Origin of the sequence: Pseudomonas anuradhapurensis (assembly GCF_014269225.2) — a bacterium.
Taxonomy (GTDB): Bacteria; Pseudomonadota; Gammaproteobacteria; order Pseudomonadales; family Pseudomonadaceae; genus Aquipseudomonas; species Aquipseudomonas anuradhapurensis.
Window position 1 is genome coordinate 4,299,982 of record NZ_CP077097.1, and the last position, 18,053, is coordinate 4,318,034.

Genomic DNA, 18,053 nt, shown 5'->3' on the forward strand with positions numbered 1-18,053 from the left:
CTATCTCCTTTCGTTACCGGTAGCGGCCCCTTCGCCGGCAAGCCAGCTGCCACAGGTACGGCGGTCGGCGCACTCGTGTGGGAGCCGGTTTGCCGGCGATCAGGCCGTCACATCAGGTCGCGTCAGCGTGGCTCACCAAACCTTTCACGATCACACCAATGGTCGCCAACCCTGCCGGTACCAGCAGTGCCGTCAGTACCTGCTCGAAACTCCAGCCCAGGCCCAGCAGCGTCGCGCCACTCCAGGCCCCGAGAATCGCCCCGAAACGGCCGATGCCCAGCATCCACGAAACCCCCGTGGCCCGGCCCTGCGTGGGGTAGAAGCGCGCCGCCAGCGACGGCATGGCCGACTGCGCCCCGTTCACACACATGCCGGCAACCAGCACCAGGGTAGCCAATAGGGTGATGCTGCCCAGGCTCTGCCCCACGGCGTAGGCAAACACCCCTGCCAGCAGATAGAAAATGCCGATCACCTTGTGCGGGTTGAAGCGGTCCATGGCCCAACCCACACCGACCGCACTCAGCACGCCACCGAACTGGAACAGCGCGCCGATGAAAGCAGCCTGCTCCATGCTCGCGCCGCTGTCGCGCATCAGCGTCGGCAACCAGCTGGTCAGCAGATAGACGATGACCAGGCCCATGAAGTAGGTCAGCCACAACAGCACGGTGCCCAGGCCATAGGTGCCGGAGAAGATCACCGCAAACACGTTGCGTGCGGCCACCGCCTTTTGTTCCGGCACGCTGAAGCTGCCCGCCTCGGCCACCACCTGCGGGGCGATCGGCGACAAGGTCTTGCGCACCTTGTCGGTGCCGCGGTTGCGCACCACCAGGAACCGCGCCGACTCCGGCAGCCAGGCCATGAGCACCAGCGCCAGCAGCAACGGCAGCACACCACCGATCACCAGCAGGCTATGCCAACCGTAGGCCGGGATCATCTTGGCGGAAATGAAGCCACCACCGGCCATGCCGAGGTTGAAGCCGCAGAACATGCTGGTTACCAGCAGCGACTTGAGACGCTCGGGCGTGTATTCGGAAAGCAGCGTGGTGGCGTTGGGCATGCCCGCGCCAAGGCCCAGGCCGGTCAGGAAACGCAGCACCAGCAACTGGTCGACGTTGGTGGCGTAGGCGGATGCCAGGCTGAAGCCGCCAAACACCAGCACCGCCCCGACCAGTACGCCCTTGCGGCCAAACCGATCGGCCAGCGGGCCGGAGCCCAGGGCGCCGAACACCATGCCGATCAATGCGGCACTCATGACCGGGCCGAGGCTGGCCCGGTCGATCCCCCATTCCTGCGACAGGGCCGGGGCGATGAAGCCCATGGCCGCGGTGTCCAGGCCATCGAGGAAGACGATCAGGAAGCACAGCAGCACCACCCGCCATTGATAGCGGGACAGCGGCTGCTGGTTGATGAACGACTGGACGTCGAGGCTTTTGCCGACGTTGGATTGCACTTGGTTCATTATTGTTATCCAGAATGAGGGCACAGCCACGCCACTGCACACGGTAAACCGGCACAGAAGGCAATCATTGCGAGAAAGCGGCTTGCGTCAGCCTGGATACAACGGGACTGCGCGCGGGTGCGGCCGCGCCAGCGAAGGGACAGTATTCATTGCTAAGTGCCTCTTGGATTTTTCTTGTTCGGTCAGCACGGCCGACCGCTGCGAGAGACATTAATCAGCGGGCGGAGGTGAAGCAATTCGTCGCGAACGACACTGTGCGTTTATCGCACAGGAAAGGGTTTTGCCTGTTCTAAATTTGAAAGCGGCCGTTTTGCGGCGCAATCGCGCGGCTCCCACAGGTTGTCGGGAAATATCGGGCTGGCGCTGACCTGTCGGAGCCAGGCTTGCCGGCAGGCCGGGCGCAAAGCGCCCGCAGCGGGCTTAACCAAACAACTGGTGGCAAAGGTCGCGGCTGGCCGCCAGCAGAATCGGCAGGAAGCGCTGCTCCAGCTCGCTGCGCGTCACCCGCCCCACATGCGTGCTCACGTTCAACGCCGCCAACACTTGCCCCGAAGCGTCATACACCGGTACCGCTATCGAACGCAGCCCCTGCTCCAGCTCCTGGTCGACCACGCACCAGCCCTGGGCGCGTACCTGCTGGATACAAGCGAACAGCGACTCGGGGTCGTGCAAGGTACGGCTGGTGCGCGCCTTCAGGTCGGCGCGCTCGAGGTACTCGCGCAGGCTGGTATCGTCCATCGCCGCCAGCAGGATGCGCCCCATCGAGGTGCAGTAGGCCGGCAAGCGCCCACCCACCGACAGATCGACCGAAATCAGCCGCTCCACCGTGGCTGAGCGGGCTATATAAAGAATATCGTCACCTTCGAGGGTAGCCATGTTGGCCGCCTCGTGCAACTGGTCGCTGATGCGATCCAGATAAGGCTGGGCAGAAATCGCCAGCGGCGTCGATGACAGGTATGCATGCCCCAGCGTCAACACCTTGGGCAACAGCGAATAGGTACGCCCGTCGGTGGTGGCATAACCCAGCTTGATCAGCGTATGCAGGCAACGGCGCACCGCAGCCCGGGGAATTTCGGTGCGGTGGCTGATCTGGGCGATGGTCAGGTGGCGCTTGCGCTCCTGGAAAGCCTGGATCACGGCCAGGCCACGGGCCAGGGAGGTCATGAAGTCCGGGTCACCGGTAAAGGCCTGGATGCGCTTGGCCGGGGAAGCCACGATCGGTGGAGCCAGGGCTGTCGAGACAGATCGTGCCTGCTCTGGAGTGGCCGACTCTGGATTGACGGAATCGTTGGCCAGGGTTTCGTCGCTCATTGCATACCTCAAAAAAATCGCCAGCTCGTGCGATTATCGAACAAACGGCCGATAATCGCAATTGACCGCTGACACTTTTGCTTATACCTTTCTCAGGCCACTTGTGGCTTCTTTGGAGAGACTGGTCAGGTACCCACCGTAGAAGTCCCAGGCAACGGCCTCGCCTTTCAGGCGAGGCCGTTTTTCATTGCATGCCCGCCCCCTCGCACGCCTGTACTGGAACGAACTTTTATCCGCCTTGCCTTTCGAACTTGTACGAAGAGTGCAGGCTATTGTTGGGTAGCGTTCATTAGTTAATGTCAGATATGTCACGGTTGGGTAAATAACGATGTCCGGCGAAATGGCGATTGCTATAATCGCTTGCGCAGGCCATGGCGCTGCCGCGGCAATGAACCTTCCGCTGTCACGCAAGCGTGGCCAGCACGCATGCGCACACTGCACTGCGCATGACAAACAGTCATCAAACTTAATATCAGGTACTGCATGTGACGAAAGATGAACTGCGCGCAGAACTCGAGCGCCAGGCTGAACGTTACAAGGACGTCTACGGTGGTGAAGTCACGACTTACGCCGCACAACCGGATCCGGAACGCAAACCCTGGCGCAAGCGTGCCAGCGTGCGTGACCAGGCCTTCAGCCAGGAACTGGAACGCATGGAAAAGGAACTGCGCAGCGATAATCCCTGAGCACGGCCTCGCCAGCAGCGGGTCGTCGCCCGGCCGGCCCGGGCACGCTCGATCTTTACCGCCAAGCCGATGAGTGAAATGGAATTACACAAATTTCATACAGCCGTTTGAATGATCCAAAAGCGGCATTTTCCTCATGCTTTTGCCATTTTCTTCCCTGTTTCAAGCGTTTTGGCCGACATTTCCCTGGGCACTCGGCTCCCCGCGCAGATTCAGTTCACCGCCGGAAGGCTGCCATCGGTCTGTAGCAGATGCATCGATTGCCGCGGTTTTCTGGCATAATCCCGCCCCCCTATGACCGCCAGACAACCTTCATGATCGAATTATTCAGCGGACTGGATGCCTGGGTACTGGTGAGCTTGCTGCTCGCCCTGACCTTCGTACTCGCCTTCGAGTTCATCAATGGCTTTCATGACACCGCCAACGCGGTAGCCACCGTCATCTATACCAAAGCCATGCCGCCGCACCTCGCCGTGTTCTTCTCCGGCGTGTTCAACTTCCTTGGCGTTCTGCTCGGCGGTGTCGGGGTGGCCTATGCCATCGTCCACCTGCTGCCGGTAGAGCTGCTGATCAACGTGAACACCGGACACGGCCTGGCCATGGTTTTCTCGTTGCTGGCTGCGGCCATCACCTGGAACCTGGGCACCTGGTACTTCGGCATCCCGGCCTCCAGTTCGCACACGCTGATCGGCTCCATCCTTGGTGTCGGCCTGGCCAACGCGCTGATCAACGACATCCCGCTTGGTGATGGCGTCAACTGGCAAAAGGCGATCGACATCGCCATGTCGCTGGTGGTCTCGCCGATGGCCGGCTTCGCCGTCGCAGCCCTGGTGCTGATCGGCCTGAAGTGGTGGCGCCCGCTGTCGAAGATGCACAAGACCCCCGAACAGCGCCGCAAGCTCGACGACAAGAAGCACCCGCCGTTCTGGAACCGCCTGGTACTGGTGGTTTCGGCCATGGGCGTGAGCTTCGTGCACGGCTCCAACGATGGCCAGAAAGGCATCGGCCTGATCATGCTGGTACTGATCGGTATCGTCCCGGCCAAGTTCGTCCTCGACCTGAACAGCACCACCTACCAGATCGAGCGTACCCGCGACGCCACCCTGCACATGAGCCAGTTCTACCAGCGCAATGCCGCCACCCTGGGCGAGTTCCTGGCGTTGGGCAAGGCCAATGCCAGCGACCTGCCGGAGCAGTTCAGCTGCAACCCGCAACAGACCGAGCCGACCATCGCCGCGCTGCAGTCTTCGCTGCAGGGCGTGACCGACTACCACAGCCTGAATGCTGAAAAACGCGTTGAAGTGCGCCGCTACCTGCTGTGCCTGGACGACACCGCGAAAAAGGTCGGCAAGCTGCCAGGCCTGGAGGCCCGTGAAAAGGCCGACCTGGAAAAACTGCGCAAGGACCTGACCGCCACCACCGAATACGCACCGTTCTGGGTGATCGTGGCAGTCGCCCTGGCACTGGGCCTGGGCACCATGGTTGGCTGGAAGCGCGTGGTGCTGACCGTTGGCGAGAAGATCGGCAAGCAGGGCATGACCTATGCCCAGGGCATGTCGGCGCAGATTACTGCGGCCTGCGCCATCGGCATGGCCAACGTGTTCGCCCTGCCGGTATCGACCACTCACGTGCTGTCGTCCGGCGTGGCTGGCACCATGGTCGCCAACAAGAGCGGCCTGCAAGGCGGCACCGTGAAAACCATCCTGCTGGCCTGGGTCCTGACCCTGCCGGCGTCGATGGGCCTGGCGGCTGGCCTGTTCTGGCTGGCGTCCAAAGCCATTGGCTGAGTGACAACCGCAATGAAAAAGGCGCCTGAGGGCGCCTTTTTCATATCCGCAAACATGCACGCCTGTTGTAGGAGCGGCCTTGTGTCGCGAAAGGGCTGCGCAGCAGCCCCAGGATGGTGAGCGGGAAACGTCTGGTTCAACCGATTGGTTTGCAATCGATGGGGCTGCTGCGCAGCCCTTTCGCGACACAAGGCCGCTCCTACAGGTACAGCGCAGGCCGCGAAGGCCCCAGTACAGGCAACCTACCTTTTCTTCCCCCCCAGCAACGACCCCATCAGCCCCCGCACCAGCTGCCGCCCCAACTGGTTGGCCGCTTGACGCACCGCCGACTTGATCGCCTGCCCGGCCGCACTCTGCAGAAACTCGCCGGCCTTGTCGGCAAAACTTTCCTCGTCCGCCTGGGGCTGTGGTGCCGGCTCTACCGGCTCGCCCTTGCGCTGGCTGAGCATTTCATAAGCCGATTCACGGTCCACCGGCTTGTCATAACGCCCGGCCAATGGGGAAGCCGCAATCAGCGCACAACGCTCAACGGCGCTCAGCGGCCCGATACGCGACTGCGGCGGTGCCACCAACACGCGCTGCACCATCGCCGGCGTGCCCTTTTCTTCCAGCGTCCCTACCAACGCCTCGCCAATGCCCAGCTCGGTCAGCACCGCCAAGGTGTCGAACGCCGGATTGGGGCGGAAGCCATCTGCCACCGCTCGCAGCGATTTCTGCTCCTTGGCGGTGAATGCCCGCAAGCCATGCTGGATGCGCAAGCCCAACTGCGCCAGCACTGCATCCGGCAAGTCGCCTGGCGACTGGGTAACGAAGTACACCCCAACCCCCTTGGAGCGGATCAGCCGCACCACCTGCTCCAGGCGGTCCTGCAAGGCCTTGGGCGTATCGTTGAACAGCAGGTGCGCTTCATCGAAGAATAGCGCCAGTATCGGCTTGTCGGCATCGCCGCGCTCCGGCAACTGCTCGAACAGCTCGGCCAGCAGCCACAACAGGAAGGTTGCATACACCTTGGGTGCCTCGTGCACCAGGCGGCTGGCGTCCAGCAAGTGGATGCGCCCACGGCCATCCGGGTCTGCTCGCAGCAGGTCCTCGAGCTGCAATGCCGGCTCACCGAACAGCGCCTCGGCCCCCTGCTGTTCCAGGGTAGCCAGCCTGCGCAACAGGGCCTGGGTGGAAGCCGTGGTCATCAGTGCACTGTCTTCGCCGAGCAGTTGCGGGTTGTCCTTCAGGTGCGCCAGCAGCGCTTTCAGGTCCTTGAGGTCCAGCAGCAACAGGCCTTCACGGTCGGCCACCTTGAACGCGGCATACAGCGCCGCCTGCTGGCTGTCGGTCAGCTCCAGCAAATTGCCCAGCAGCAGCGGCCCCATCTCGCTGAGGGTGGTGCGTAGCGGGTGCCCGGACTGCCCGGCGATGTCCCACAGGCTTACCGGGTAGGCCTGCGCCCGGTGCCCCAGCCAAGGCATACCGGCGATGCGTTCGGCCACCTTGCCCTGCGGCGCGCCAGCAGCGCCGAGGCCGCACAGGTCGCCTTTGACATCGGCGGCGAACACCGCCACCCCCGCATCACTGAACGCTTCCGCCAGGTGCTGCAGGGTGACAGTCTTGCCAGTACCTGTAGCACCCGCTACCAGGCCATGGCGATTGGCCAGCTTCATCGCCTGCCCGACTGGTTGGCCATCCGGGCCAGCACCTACAACGATGGTCGAAATTTCCGACATCTCTTTAATCCTCTTCTCAAGCTTTGCCTTAGTTCGGCCGATACCAGTGGGTGATATTCGCCTTAATAGAGAGGGACAACCGAAAAGGGACTTTTCGGGATCTTGCACGGCTGCGACGCCACGCGTGCAAACGCCTGATACAACACCTTAGCGGAACCGATTACGCCATGAACAAAAGCCTTCGTTTCAGCCACAAGATCCTTTTGGCCGCATCACTGATCGTGATCCTCGCCTTCAGCCTTTTCACGCTCTACAACGATTACCTCCAGCGTAATGCGATCCGCGCAGACCTGGAAAACTATCTGGCTGAAATGGGCGATTCCACTTCGACCAATATCCGCAACCTGTTCGACGGCCGTATCAAGCTGGTGGAAAACCTGGCACAGAACATCGCCCAGGAGCCGGCCAGCTCCGACACCCTGCTGGGCCAGAACGCCCTTATTTCCAGCTTCCTCACGGTCTACGCGGGCAAGGTCGATGGCGGCTTCAGCGTGCGCCCCGATACGAAGATGCCGGACGGTTACGACCCGCGCACCCGCCCCTGGTACAAAGACGGCATGAATGCCACCGGCACCATCCTGACCGAGCCGTATATCGACATGGCCACCAACAAGATGGTCATCGGCATCATCAGCAAGATCGCCGGCAATGTCGGGGTAGTCGGTGGCGACCTGGCCCTCGACGGCCTGGTGCAGATCATCAACTCGCTGAACTTCGGCGGCATGGGCTACGCCTTCCTGGTCAACGACCAGGGCAAGATCCTGGTGCACCCGGACAAAGACCTGGTGATGAAGTCGCTGTCGGACCTGTTCCCGCAGCACACGCCGAAACTGACCGGTGAGCTGACCGAAGTGCAGAGCGATGGCCAGACCCGCCTGCTGACCTTCACCCCGATCACCGGGCTGCCGTCGGCCAACTGGTACATCGGCCTGTCGGTGGACAAGGACAAGGCCTTCTCGATGCTCAGCACCTTCCGCACCTCGGCCGTGATCGCCACGCTGGTGGCGGTGGTGATCATCATCGGCCTGCTCGGCCTGCTGATCCGTGTGCTGATGCAGCCGCTGCACACCATGACCCGCGCCATGGAGGACATCGCCGAAGGTGAAGGCGACCTGACCAAGCGCCTGCGTATCCACAACCACGACGAATTCGGCATCCTGGGCAGCGCCTTCAACCGTTTCGTCGAGCGTATCCACAGTTCGATCCGCGAAGTGTCGTCGGCCACCGAGCAGGTCAACGAAGTGGCCCTGCGAGTGATCAGCGCCTCCAACTCGTCCATGACCAATTCCGACGAGCAGGCCAACCGCACCAACAGCGTGGCCGCGGCCATCAACGAACTGGGCGCCGCGGCCCAGGAAATTGCCGGCAACGCCGCCCAGGCCTCGCAGCACGCCAGCTCGGCGCGGCTGCTGGCCGAAGAAGGGCAACAGGTGGTCGAGCGCAACATTGCGGCGATGAACCGCCTGTCCGACCTGATCGTCACCTCCAGCGCGCACATCGAGACGCTGAACAGCAAGACCGTCAACATCGGCCAGATCCTCGAAGTGATCACCAGCATTTCCCAGCAGACCAACCTGCTGGCCCTCAACGCGGCCATCGAAGCGGCCCGTGCCGGTGAGGCCGGGCGCGGGTTTGCCGTGGTCGCCGACGAGGTGCGCAACCTGGCCCACCGCACCCAGGAATCGGCGCAGCAGGTGCAGACCATGATCGAAGAGCTGCAAGTCGGCGCCCGCGAGTCGGTCGAGACCATGGACCAGAGCCAACGCCACAGCCAGGACAGCATGCAGATCGCCAACCAGGCCGGCGAACGCCTGGACAGCGTTACCGTGCGCATCGGCGAAATCGACGGGATGAACCAGTCGGTGGCCACCGCCACCGAAGAGCAGACCGCCGTGGTCGAAGCGATCAACATGGACATCAACGAAATCAACATGCTCAACCAGGAGGGCGTGGAGAACCTGCAGGCCACCCTGCGCGCCTGTTCCGACCTGGAGCAACAGGCCAGCCGCCTGAAGCACCTGGTGGGCAGCTTCCGTATCTGACCCAGGACCGCGTCGGCTTCTTCGCGGGCACGCCCGTGAATGAGCCGACACCGCTCCCCGCCTTATCCCGCCCAACCCCGATCGAACAAACTATCCTTCTGATAGGTCAACTTTAAGGCGCGTCATCGCCGGCCCTTTACCGCCGGATGACAGACCCGAAGACGATCCCGGAGGGATGCTGATCGTGCACATCGCCGACATCACCATGTTCTACGCCCCCGCCAGCGGCGGCGTACGTACCTATCTTGATGCCAAACACCACCGCCTCGACGCCATCCACGGCGTGCGCCACAGCCTGCTGATACCCGGCGCCAGCGCGCAACATGCCGATGGCATCTACCAGGTGCCCGCACCGCCGCTGCCATTCGGCAACGGCTACCGCTTCCCGGTACGCCTGGCCCCTTGGTGCAACGTACTGCGCAAGCTCAAGCCTGACCTGATCGAAGTCGGCGACCCCTACCTCACTGCCTGGGCTGCGCTGGAAGCAAGGCGCCAGTTGAATGTGCCGGTGATCGGTTTCTACCATTCCGACCTGCCACTGCTGGTCAGCAACCGCATGGGCAACTGGTTCACGCCCAATGTCGAAGCTTACGTCAGCAAGTTGTATGGCAATTTCGACCGGGTCCTGGCGCCCAGCCAGGTCATGGCCGACAAACTGCGCCGGCTGGGCGTGCGGGACGTGCACGTGCAGCGCCTGGGCGTCGACCTGGGCACCTTCCACCCCAGCCGACGGGACCCGCAGCTGCGTGCCGAACTGGGCATTGCCGACACCAGCCGGTTGCTGATCTATGCCGGCCGTGGCTCGCGGGAAAAGAACCTGCCGGTACTGCTCGACTGCATGCAGCACCTTGGCCGCCCTTACCACCTTTTGCTGGTGGGCTCGAACATGCCGGCCAACGTGCCGCAGAACGTCAGCGTGATCGACCACTTCTGCCCTGCCCCGGAAGTCGCCAGGCTGATGGCCAGCGCTGACCTGCTGGTGCATGCCGGCGACCAGGAAACCTTCGGCCTGGTCATTCTCGAAGCCATGGCCAGCGCCACCCCGGTGGTGGCCGTGCGCGCCGGTGCATTCGGCGAGATCGTCAACGAACACTGCGGGCGCCTGTGCCGGCCGAACGATGGCCAGGCCATGGCGGACGCCGTGCGCGAGGCGTTCGAGGCCGGCGTACGCAAACTGGGGGCACAGGCCCGCCGCCATGTCGAACAGCATTACTCCTGGGACAACGTGGTGGCCGGCCTGCTGCAGCACTACCAGGCCGTGCTCGGCCACCAGCCGCAGGCTCGCGCCCATGCTTGAGCCATTGCCAGGTGCGCGCAGCCTGATGCTGGTGCTGCACGATGTGGCCCCCGAGACCTGGCCGGACTACCAACCCTTCGTCCAGGCAGTCGACGCCATCGGCGGCGTGCCCATGACCTGGCTGGTGGTACCGGACTTTCACCAGCGCAACCCCCTGCTGCGCTCGCCCGCCTTCTGCCGTCTGCTCGAACGGCGCCTGGCACAAGGCGACGAGTTGGCGCTGCACGGCTATTACCATGCCGATGACGGCCCGCCGCCGCGTACGCCCGGCGAGTACTTCATGCGCCGCATCTATACCCATGAAGGCGAGTTCTACGCACTCGACCAGCAACAGGCACTGCAACGCCTGCAGCACGGCCTGGCCGTGTTCGGCCAGCAGGGTTGGCCAGTGGCCGGCTTTGTCGCACCCGCCTGGCTGATGAGCGAAGGTACCCGCCAGGCCTTGCGTCAACTGCCGCTGCGCTACACCAGCACGCCGCAGCACCTGTATCGCTTGCCGGAGTTCACCGCGGTCGAGGCCCCAGGCCTGGTCTGGAGTGCCCGCAGCGCCTGGCGCCGCGGCCTGTCACGGTGGGTCTGCGACTGGCAATGCCGGCGTTGGCGCGAGGCCGAAACCCTGCGCCTGGGCCTGCACCCGGTGGACATGCGCCATCGCAGCTCCCGCGACTACTGGTTGAACACCTTGCGCAACCTCCTGGCCCAGGGCCGCGAACCTCTGACCAAGTCGGCCTGGCTGGACCGCAAGGTCGGCGCATGAACCGCCTGGCATGGCTGGGCCTGGCCCTGCTCGGCGCGGTGCTGGTGCCGGCCTTGCTCGGTGGCAGCGGGCTGCTGCCAAGGCTGCAACGCTTCGATCCGAGCTTGCTGCTGACCCTGTTTGGCATGATCCTGCTGTGCTGGGTGATCAATACCCTTCGCCTGCGCCTGCTGCTCGGCCAGCAAGGTGCAAGGCTCGGGCGCCTGCGCAGCCTGGGTGTGGTGATGGCCACCGAGTTCGCCATCTGCACTACGCCCGGCGGCAGCGGTGGCCCGTTGGCGCTGATGGCCCTGCTGGCCCGCGACCGTATCGGCCCGGCGCGCAGCGGCGCGGTTTTCGCCATGGACCAGTTGAACGACCTGGTGTTCTTCTTCTGCGCCATGCTGGCGATTGCCGGCTACGCCTTGTTCCACAGCCTGGGGCGTAGCCAGCAAGGCATGCTACTGGGCAGCGCGTTGCTCCTGTGCACGGCCCTGGCCGGGGTGCTTGGGCTGTTGCGCTACCGGCGCACGGTGATGCGCCTGAATGGCCGCCTGTTGCGCCGCCTGGGCATGAGCCCGCAGCGCAAACGCCGCTGGGCGCGCAAACTGCTGCACTTCATCGATGCCCTGGCGCAAACCTGGCGCCTGCCGAAACGCACGCTGATCCTGGTTTTCACCCTCACCTGCGTGCACTGGGGGCTGCGCTACAGCGTGTTGTACCTGGTGTTGCAGGGGCTGGGGGTGAACCTGGCGTGGATACCCAGCTTTCTGGTGCAGATGCTGTCGCTCAGCGCTGGCCAGTTCAGCCTGCTGCCGGGCGGTGCCGGTGCCGCCGAGCTGACCTCGGCGAGCCTGCTGACACCCTTGGTGGGCAGCTCGACCGCGGCGGCGGCGATCGTGATATGGCGGGCGGTTACCTACTACTTCTACCTGTTGGCGGGTGGGCCGGTATTCGTGTTTCTGCTGGCGCGGCCGTTGCTGGAGCGCTGGCGGCGGCGTCAGCTTGGTTGAGCTGCTGCCAGAGTTCGGCGGCGCCGGGGAACTCGGTGCCGTCGGTATCGGCCAGGGCTGCGGGGTCGTAGCGGGCCAGGCAGCCTTCGCCGAGGGTCGGTGGGGCGGCGGCGGTGGGTTGGTTGCGCTGCTTGGTCATTGATGTTCCCTCCAGGATTAGCGGGGGCGCGTTGCGCCCCATCGCGACACAAGGCCGCTCCTGCAAGAAATCGCGTTCCGCCATTGCGTCGCGCATCTCTTGCAGGAGCGGCCTTGTGTGGCGATGGGCTGCAAAGCAGCCCCAGGGTATCCCGACAACCCAGTTGTCTCAGTCGAATACCACGGTCTTGTTGCCATGCACCAGCACGCGGTCTTCCAGGTGATAGCGCAGGCCACGGGCCAACACCATCTTTTCCACGTCACGGCCAAAGCGAACCATGTCATCGATGCTGTCGGCATGGCTGACGCGCACCACGTCCTGTTCGATGATCGGGCCAGCATCGAGCTCCTCGGTGACGTAGTGGCAGGTCGCGCCGATCAGCTTGACGCCGCGCAGCGCAGCCTGGTGGTAAGGCTTGGCGCCGACGAACGACGGCAGGAAGCTGTGGTGGATGTTGATCACCTTCTCGGCATAGTCCTGGCACAGTTGCGGCGGCAGGATCTGCATGTAGCGAGCCAGCACCACCACATCGGCAGCGTGCTCCTGCACCAGGCGCGACACTTCGGCGAATGCCGGGGCCTTGTCCTTGGGGTCGACCGGTACATGGAAGAACGGAATGCCATGCCATTCGACCATGCTGCGCAGGTCGTTATGGTTGGAGATTACACAGGGGATCTCGCAGTCCAGTTCATCGGTGTGCCAGCGGTGCAGCAGGTCGGCCAGGCAGTGCGATTCGCGGCTGGCCATCAGCACCACGCGCTTTTTCTGCGCCGAGTCGGTAATCCGCCAGGTCATGGAGAATTCTTCGGCGATCGGCGCAAACGCTTCGCGGAAGGCCTCGATACCGAACGGCAGCGATTCGGCGCGAATTTCATGACGCATGAAGAACCAGCCACTCTGCTCATCGGAGTGATGGCTGGCTTCGTTGATCCAGCCATTGTACAAGGCCAGGAAATTACTGACTTTCGCCACGATGCCAACACGGTCGGGGCAGGCGATCACCAGACGATAGGTGCGCATGAATGAGACTCCAGAACTTCGCAAAGGCGCCCATTCTAGCGGCCCGCCAGCAAAAACGCAGTATTGATCGCAGCCGCCCGGGATTGTGAGCCTTGCCCTGCGCGCTGTGCACAGCATCTGACAGACAGGACAAATGCAGGGGTTAAATGTAAATTTTTGTTCACCTAGAGAAATGTTGTCACAGCTTAATTAACAGTTAACCGCCCAATAATATATTTACTTGAGCGGATCGCCTGTCTATTATTGGCCCACACATTTCTGAACACGCATTAAGGAACACTCCATGTCCCTGATCAACGAATACCGCGCCACCGAAGAAGCCATCAAGGAACTTCAAGCTCGCCTGGCCAATCTGTCGCAGGATGACAAGCTGAAGAAAGAACTGGAGTTCGAAGGCAAACTGCGCAACCTGATGGGCGAATACTCCAAGTCGCTGCGCGACGTGATTGCCCTGCTCGACCCCGATTCGAAACTGAGCAAAGCGCCTCGCGGTGCCGTCAAGACTACCGCCACCAAGCGTGCGCGCAAGGTCAAGCAATACAAGAACCCACACAACAATGAAGTGATTGAAACCAAAGGCGGCAACCACAAGACCCTGAAAGAGTGGAAAGCCAAATGGGGTGGCGATGTGGTTGAAAGCTGGGCGACCCTGCTGGACTGATTGTCCATCTACGCTTATTGCTTATCGCAGCAACAACGCCGGCACCCTGCCGGCGTTTTTGTTTGCCTGTGTTTTCCCTGGTACTCAGCCAATGGCAAACCTGGCCTGCAACTGCCGGGCGTGCTCATGCCAGGCCTCCAGCACACGCCGCCCCGCCTCGTCAGCGCCCGCCCAGGCCTGCTGGCGCGCCTGCTCGAAGTCGCCCAGGGTATTCGGCGCGCCCCATTTCGGGTCGCTCAGGCGCTGCTGGCAGAAGCTGAACCAGCGTTGCCGCTCTTCGCTGCTCAAGGTGTCGGGGAAGTTGCGCGCCCGGTAGCGGAACAACAATTCCGGCAAGCGCGGGTCGTCGAACATCCAGTGCCCACGGCCCAATTGCGCAGGCTCCAGCGCACGAACTTGCTCGCATAAGCGGCGGTCACGGTCGCCGAAAAATCCTTCATACAACTGTTGTTCCGGGTCATCGTTCGGGGCGAAGTCTTCCTGGCCGTAGATGTGTTCCAGTTTGTCTTGCCATTGCAACTGTTGCCTGGCCAGTTCTTCGCCGCGCAATTGCAACGAGGCCAAGTCCAGGCCCAGCCGTTGTTGATCGGCCGGGCGCAGTACCGACAGTGGTGCCAGTACCGGGCAGCGGTTGATCTGCACCAGTTTCAACGGCACGGGTAGTTCACCCTCGGCCAGTTGTTCATGGCGGGTATACAAGCGCTGGCGTAGAACTTCAGCACTTTCCCGTATTAAAGGTAGGGTTTCCTGATGCAAGTCGCAGACAACCAGCGCATTGCGATTACGCGGGTGCCACGCCAGTGGCAAAACGACACCCAGGTAGTTGCGGGCCGCTGAAAAGCGCCCGGATATATGTACCAGCGGTTGCAGCAAACGGACCTGTTCCATGACTTTATGCTTGCTGCGCAACTGGAACAGCCATTCATACAACTTCGGCTGTTTCTGGCGTATCAGACGGGCCAGGGCGATGGTTGCCCGCACGTCGGAAAGTGCTTCGTGGGCATGACCGTGGTCGATGCCATTGGCCTTGCTCAGCAGTTCCAGGCGCAGGCTGACACGCCCGTCCTGCTGCGGCCATTCGATACCGTCAGGGCGCAGGGCATACGCCGTGCGCACGATGTCGATGAGGTCCCAGCGGCTGTTGCCGCCCTGCCATTCACGGCCATAGGGGTCGAAGAAGTTGCGGTACAGGCTGTAGCGGGTCACTTCGTCGTCGAAGCGCAGGGTGTTGTAGCCAGCACCACAGGTGCCTGGCTGGGCCAGTTGCTCATGCACCCGGGTCATGAATTCGGCTTCGCATAGCCCTTGCTCAGCCAGCTGCTGCGGGGTGATGCCGGTTACCAGGCAGGCAGCCGGGTGCGGCAGGATGTCGTCGGAGGGCCGGCAATAAAGGCTGATCGGCTCGTCGATTTCATTGAGGTCGAAGTCGGTGCGCACACCGGCCACCTGCAACGGCCGGTCGCAGCGCGGGTTGATGCCGGTGGTTTCGTAGTCGTGCCAGAAAATGCTGGAGGTCACGGGGTCGTCCTGTATCGAGGTCGACCGATTCTAACGCAGCCTCAGACCGAAGCGTCGGCGGGAAGAAAACTGAAATAGTCGCGCAACGAAGCGACGAATTCATCGTACTCGCGGGGCGTTTGCAGCAGCATGAAACCGGAATCGTAATGGCCGGGCGTCTGGTCTTCGCGGCACCACAGGCAACTGGCAGTCAGGTTGACGAACTGATGCCCGCCGCCGAGCAACGGCAAGCGCAATTGCAATTCGTAGTCGGGCCCTACCAGCACCGGCAGTTGGCTGATCAGCATCAGCCCGTCCTCGGAGGCGTTACCCAACTGGCCGATGAGCTGGCCGGTAAAGCGATTGAACACCTTGAGAACACAGGGCAGCTGGTGTCGTTCTATGTAGCGCTTGTTGAACATGATCGCAGTGCAGTCCGTACCCAGGGGCCAGGAATACGATGAACTGGCGGTTGTTGTAACAGCTGATTTACAGATTAGCGCAGCGCACGCAGCAAATCCCGTGAAATAAATCACACCTTGGTGTTAACGCCAAGGTGCGCTCTGCACCGGGCTGGCCACAGCTGCTTCGCCGCGCAGGTGGCCCAGTTTTTCCAGGGTCTGCAGGCGCGCCTGGGCGCGATAGGCATACTCGTTGCCCGGATACTGCTGGATCAGGTACTGGTAGGTCTGCGCAGCATCCACGTACAGCGCCTGGCGCTCCAGGCACTGGCCACGCAGCAGCGACACCTCGGGGTGGATGAACGGCCGCGCACGGCTGGTGCGGTCGACTTGCGACAACTCGAGCATGACCCGCTGGCAGTCGCCGCGGTCATAGGCGCGGTAGGCGTTGTTCAGGTGATGGTCCATCGACCAGCGGGTGCAGCCGACGGCGCTGGCAGCCAGGGCAAAAACGATCAGGGCGCGCATGGGGATCTCCTTTGATGGCCAGTATATCGGCCGCGGCCGGGTTTTCTTCAGCGCCAGCAAAATCAGCACGCATTGGGCCCATGCCTCAACTTGTAACCTGTTGCTGTCAGCTTGCAGCTGCCCTACCCAGGAAGTCGCAGGTAGTGCAACGGAACAATGACTACAGCGAGATTCAGGAGTAGCCTTTCGCTGCGCTTCACTATAGGAGTCTGTGCATGACCATCCGCCGTACCAAAATCGTCGCCACCCTTGGCCCCGCCAGCAATTCGCCGGAAGTGATCGAACAGCTGATCCTCGCCGGCCTGGACGTGGCACGCCTGAACTTCTCCCACGGCACCCCGGACGAGCACAAGGCCCGCGCCCGCCTGATCCGTGACATCGCCGCCAAGAACGGCCGCCATGTCGCGCTGCTGGGTGACCTGCAGGGTCCGAAGATCCGCATTGCCAAGTTCGCCAACAAGCGCATCGAATTGAAGATCGGTGACAAGTTCACCTTCTCCACCGCCCACCCGCTGACCGAAGGCAACCAGGACATCGTCGGTATCGACTACCCCGACCTGGTCAAGGACTGCGGCGTCGGCGACGAACTGCTGCTCGATGATGGCCGCGTGGTCATGCGCGTCGAAACCGCCACCGCAGACGCCCTGCACTGCGTGGTGATCATCGGCGGCCCGCTGTCGGACCACAAGGGTATCAACCGTAAAGGTGGCGGCCTGACCGCACCGGCCCTGACCGAAAAAGACAAGGCCGACATCAAGCTGGCCGCGGAAATGGACCTGGACTACCTGGCCGTGTCGTTCCCGCGTGATGCCAGCGACATGGAATATGCGCGCAAGCTGCGTGACGAGGCCGGCGGCAGCGCCTGGCTGGTAGCCAAGATCGAACGCGCCGAAGCCGTTGCCGACGACGACACCCTCGACAAGCTGATCGCCGCCTCCGACGCCGTGATGGTCGCCCGTGGTGACCTGGGCGTGGAAATCGGCGACGCCGAGCTGATCGCCATCCAGAAAAAGATCATCCAGCACGCCCGCCGCAACAACAAGGCGGTGATCGTGGCGACCCAGATGATGGAGTCGATGATCCAGAACCCGATGCCGACCCGTGCCGAAGTGTCCGACGTGGCCAACGCCGTGCTGGACAACACCGACGCGGTCATGCTGTCGGCAGAAAGTGCCGCCGGTGCCTACCCGATCGAAGCCGTCCAGGCCATGGCCCGCATCTGCCTGGGTGCCGAAAAGCACCCGACCAGCCAGAAGTCCAGCCACCGCCTGCACACCACCTTCGAGCGCTGCGACGAAAGCATCGCCCTGGCGGCCATGTACACCGCCAACCACTTCCCGGGCGTGAAGGCGATCATCGCCCTGACCGAGAGTGGCTACACCCCGCTGATCATGTCGCGCCTGCGTTCGCACGTGCCGATCTTCGCCCTGTCGCCGCACCGCGCCACCCAGGCTCGCGCCTCGATGTTCCGCGGCGTGTACCCGATCGCCTTCGACCCGGCTTCGCTGCCGGCCGACAAGGTGAGCCAGGCGGCGGTCGACGAACTGCTCAAGCGTGGCCTGGTGGAACAAGGTGACTGGGTGATCCTGACCAAGGGTGACAGCTACCACACCATCGGTGGCACCAACGGCATGAAGATCCTGCACGTGGGTGATCCGCTGGTCGGTTGATCCGTTCCAAGGGGCCGCTTTGCAGCCCTTTCGCGGGCACGCCCGCTCGCACAGGATGCGCGCCAAGCTTGAGGCTAGCGCTGTACCT

15 protein-coding genes and 1 pseudogene are annotated in these 18,053 nt (G+C 62.8%); 9 read left to right on the plus strand and 7 right to left on the minus strand.

The genetic code is table 11. The features are described from left to right. Positions 1 to 112 precede the first annotated feature (112 nt). Positions 113 to 1,459 (minus strand): 4-hydroxybenzoate transporter PcaK, encoded by a 1,347-nt coding sequence (pcaK, locus tag HU763_RS19700; RefSeq protein ID WP_186685255.1) that lies wholly within the window; start codon positions 1,457 to 1,459, stop codon positions 113 to 115. Positions 1,460 to 1,879: 420 nt separating this feature from the next. After that, complete coding sequence (gene pcaR, locus HU763_RS19705) at positions 1,880 to 2,770, minus strand: pca regulon transcriptional regulator PcaR (RefSeq protein ID WP_225931900.1); 891 nt, start codon at positions 2,768 to 2,770, stop codon at positions 1,880 to 1,882. A 485-nt stretch (positions 2,771 to 3,255) separates the two neighbouring features. On the opposite strand from pcaR, the gene HU763_RS19710 reads away from it, so the two are divergent. Next, the gene (locus HU763_RS19710) at positions 3,256 to 3,456 is read left to right on the plus strand and encodes a hypothetical protein (RefSeq protein WP_063913241.1); all 201 of its coding nucleotides are present in this window, start codon (positions 3,256 to 3,258) and stop codon (positions 3,454 to 3,456) included. 314 nt (positions 3,457 to 3,770) lie between these two features. Beyond that, positions 3,771 to 5,243 (plus strand): inorganic phosphate transporter, encoded by a 1,473-nt coding sequence (locus tag HU763_RS19715; protein ID WP_186685257.1) that lies wholly within the window; start codon positions 3,771 to 3,773, stop codon positions 5,241 to 5,243. Positions 5,244 to 5,485: 242 nt separating this feature from the next. Here the strand turns inward: HU763_RS19715 and HU763_RS19720 are convergent, their stop codons facing one another. Continuing rightward, the gene (locus tag HU763_RS19720; protein ID WP_186685259.1) at positions 5,486 to 6,961 is read right to left on the minus strand and encodes a helicase HerA-like domain-containing protein; all 1,476 of its coding nucleotides are present in this window, start codon (positions 6,959 to 6,961) and stop codon (positions 5,486 to 5,488) included. A 167-nt stretch (positions 6,962 to 7,128) separates the two neighbouring features. On the opposite strand from HU763_RS19720, the pseudogene HU763_RS25145 reads away from it, so the two are divergent. From HU763_RS25145 to HU763_RS19740, 5 genes and pseudogenes are all read left to right on the plus strand, one after another. Next, positions 7,129 to 8,145: pseudogene (locus tag HU763_RS25145) on the plus strand (HAMP domain-containing protein); the annotation flags it as partial. 93 nt (positions 8,146 to 8,238) lie between these two features. Next, on the plus strand, positions 8,239 to 9,003 hold the full coding sequence (locus HU763_RS25150) for a methyl-accepting chemotaxis protein (protein WP_372241584.1): 765 nt from the start codon (positions 8,239 to 8,241) through the stop codon (positions 9,001 to 9,003). 175 nt (positions 9,004 to 9,178) lie between these two features. Then, complete coding sequence (locus HU763_RS19730; RefSeq protein ID WP_170032256.1) at positions 9,179 to 10,300, plus strand: N-acetylglucosaminyl phosphatidylglycerol synthase; 1,122 nt, start codon at positions 9,179 to 9,181, stop codon at positions 10,298 to 10,300. Further along, entirely contained in the window at positions 10,293 to 11,057 is a 765-nt protein-coding gene (locus tag HU763_RS19735) for an N-acetylglucosaminyl phosphatidylglycerol deacetylase (protein WP_170032260.1), read from the plus strand. The genes HU763_RS19730 and HU763_RS19735 overlap by 8 nt, the downstream gene beginning before the upstream one ends. Beyond that, the gene (locus HU763_RS19740; RefSeq protein ID WP_186685261.1) at positions 11,054 to 12,049 is read left to right on the plus strand and encodes a glucosaminyl phosphatidylglycerol flippase; all 996 of its coding nucleotides are present in this window, start codon (positions 11,054 to 11,056) and stop codon (positions 12,047 to 12,049) included. The genes HU763_RS19735 and HU763_RS19740 overlap by 4 nt, the downstream gene beginning before the upstream one ends. A gap of 307 nt (positions 12,050 to 12,356) precedes the next feature. Here HU763_RS19740 and purU read toward each other — a convergent pair whose 3' ends face one another. Further along, the gene (purU, locus tag HU763_RS19745) at positions 12,357 to 13,208 is read right to left on the minus strand and encodes a formyltetrahydrofolate deformylase (protein ID WP_023662871.1); all 852 of its coding nucleotides are present in this window, start codon (positions 13,206 to 13,208) and stop codon (positions 12,357 to 12,359) included. A gap of 283 nt (positions 13,209 to 13,491) precedes the next feature. Between purU and mvaT the strand changes: the two genes are divergently transcribed. Further along, a complete protein-coding gene (gene mvaT / locus HU763_RS19750) occupies positions 13,492 to 13,869 on the plus strand; it encodes a histone-like nucleoid-structuring protein MvaT (protein ID WP_170032265.1) in 378 nt (125 codons plus the stop codon). A gap of 84 nt (positions 13,870 to 13,953) precedes the next feature. Here mvaT and sbcB read toward each other — a convergent pair whose 3' ends face one another. The 3 genes from sbcB to HU763_RS19765 all read right to left on the minus strand — a co-directional run bounded on the left by sbcB (position 13,954) and on the right by HU763_RS19765 (position 16,295). Further along, entirely contained in the window at positions 13,954 to 15,387 is a 1,434-nt protein-coding gene (gene sbcB / locus HU763_RS19755) for an exodeoxyribonuclease I (protein WP_186685263.1), read from the minus strand. Between the two features lie 41 nt (positions 15,388 to 15,428). After that, positions 15,429 to 15,788 carry a PilZ domain-containing protein gene (locus tag HU763_RS19760; protein ID WP_186685267.1) on the minus strand — a complete coding sequence of 120 codons (360 nt, stop codon included), beginning with the start codon at positions 15,786 to 15,788 and terminating at the stop codon, positions 15,429 to 15,431. Between the two features lie 123 nt (positions 15,789 to 15,911). Then, positions 15,912 to 16,295 (minus strand): tetratricopeptide repeat protein, encoded by a 384-nt coding sequence (locus HU763_RS19765; protein ID WP_170032275.1) that lies wholly within the window; start codon positions 16,293 to 16,295, stop codon positions 15,912 to 15,914. Between the two features lie 215 nt (positions 16,296 to 16,510). Here HU763_RS19765 and pyk point away from each other — a divergent pair, with 215 nt between their 5' ends. Beyond that, positions 16,511 to 17,965 carry a pyruvate kinase gene (gene pyk, locus HU763_RS19770; RefSeq protein ID WP_170032278.1) on the plus strand — a complete coding sequence of 485 codons (1,455 nt, stop codon included), beginning with the start codon at positions 16,511 to 16,513 and terminating at the stop codon, positions 17,963 to 17,965. Positions 17,966 to 18,053 lie beyond the last annotated feature (88 nt).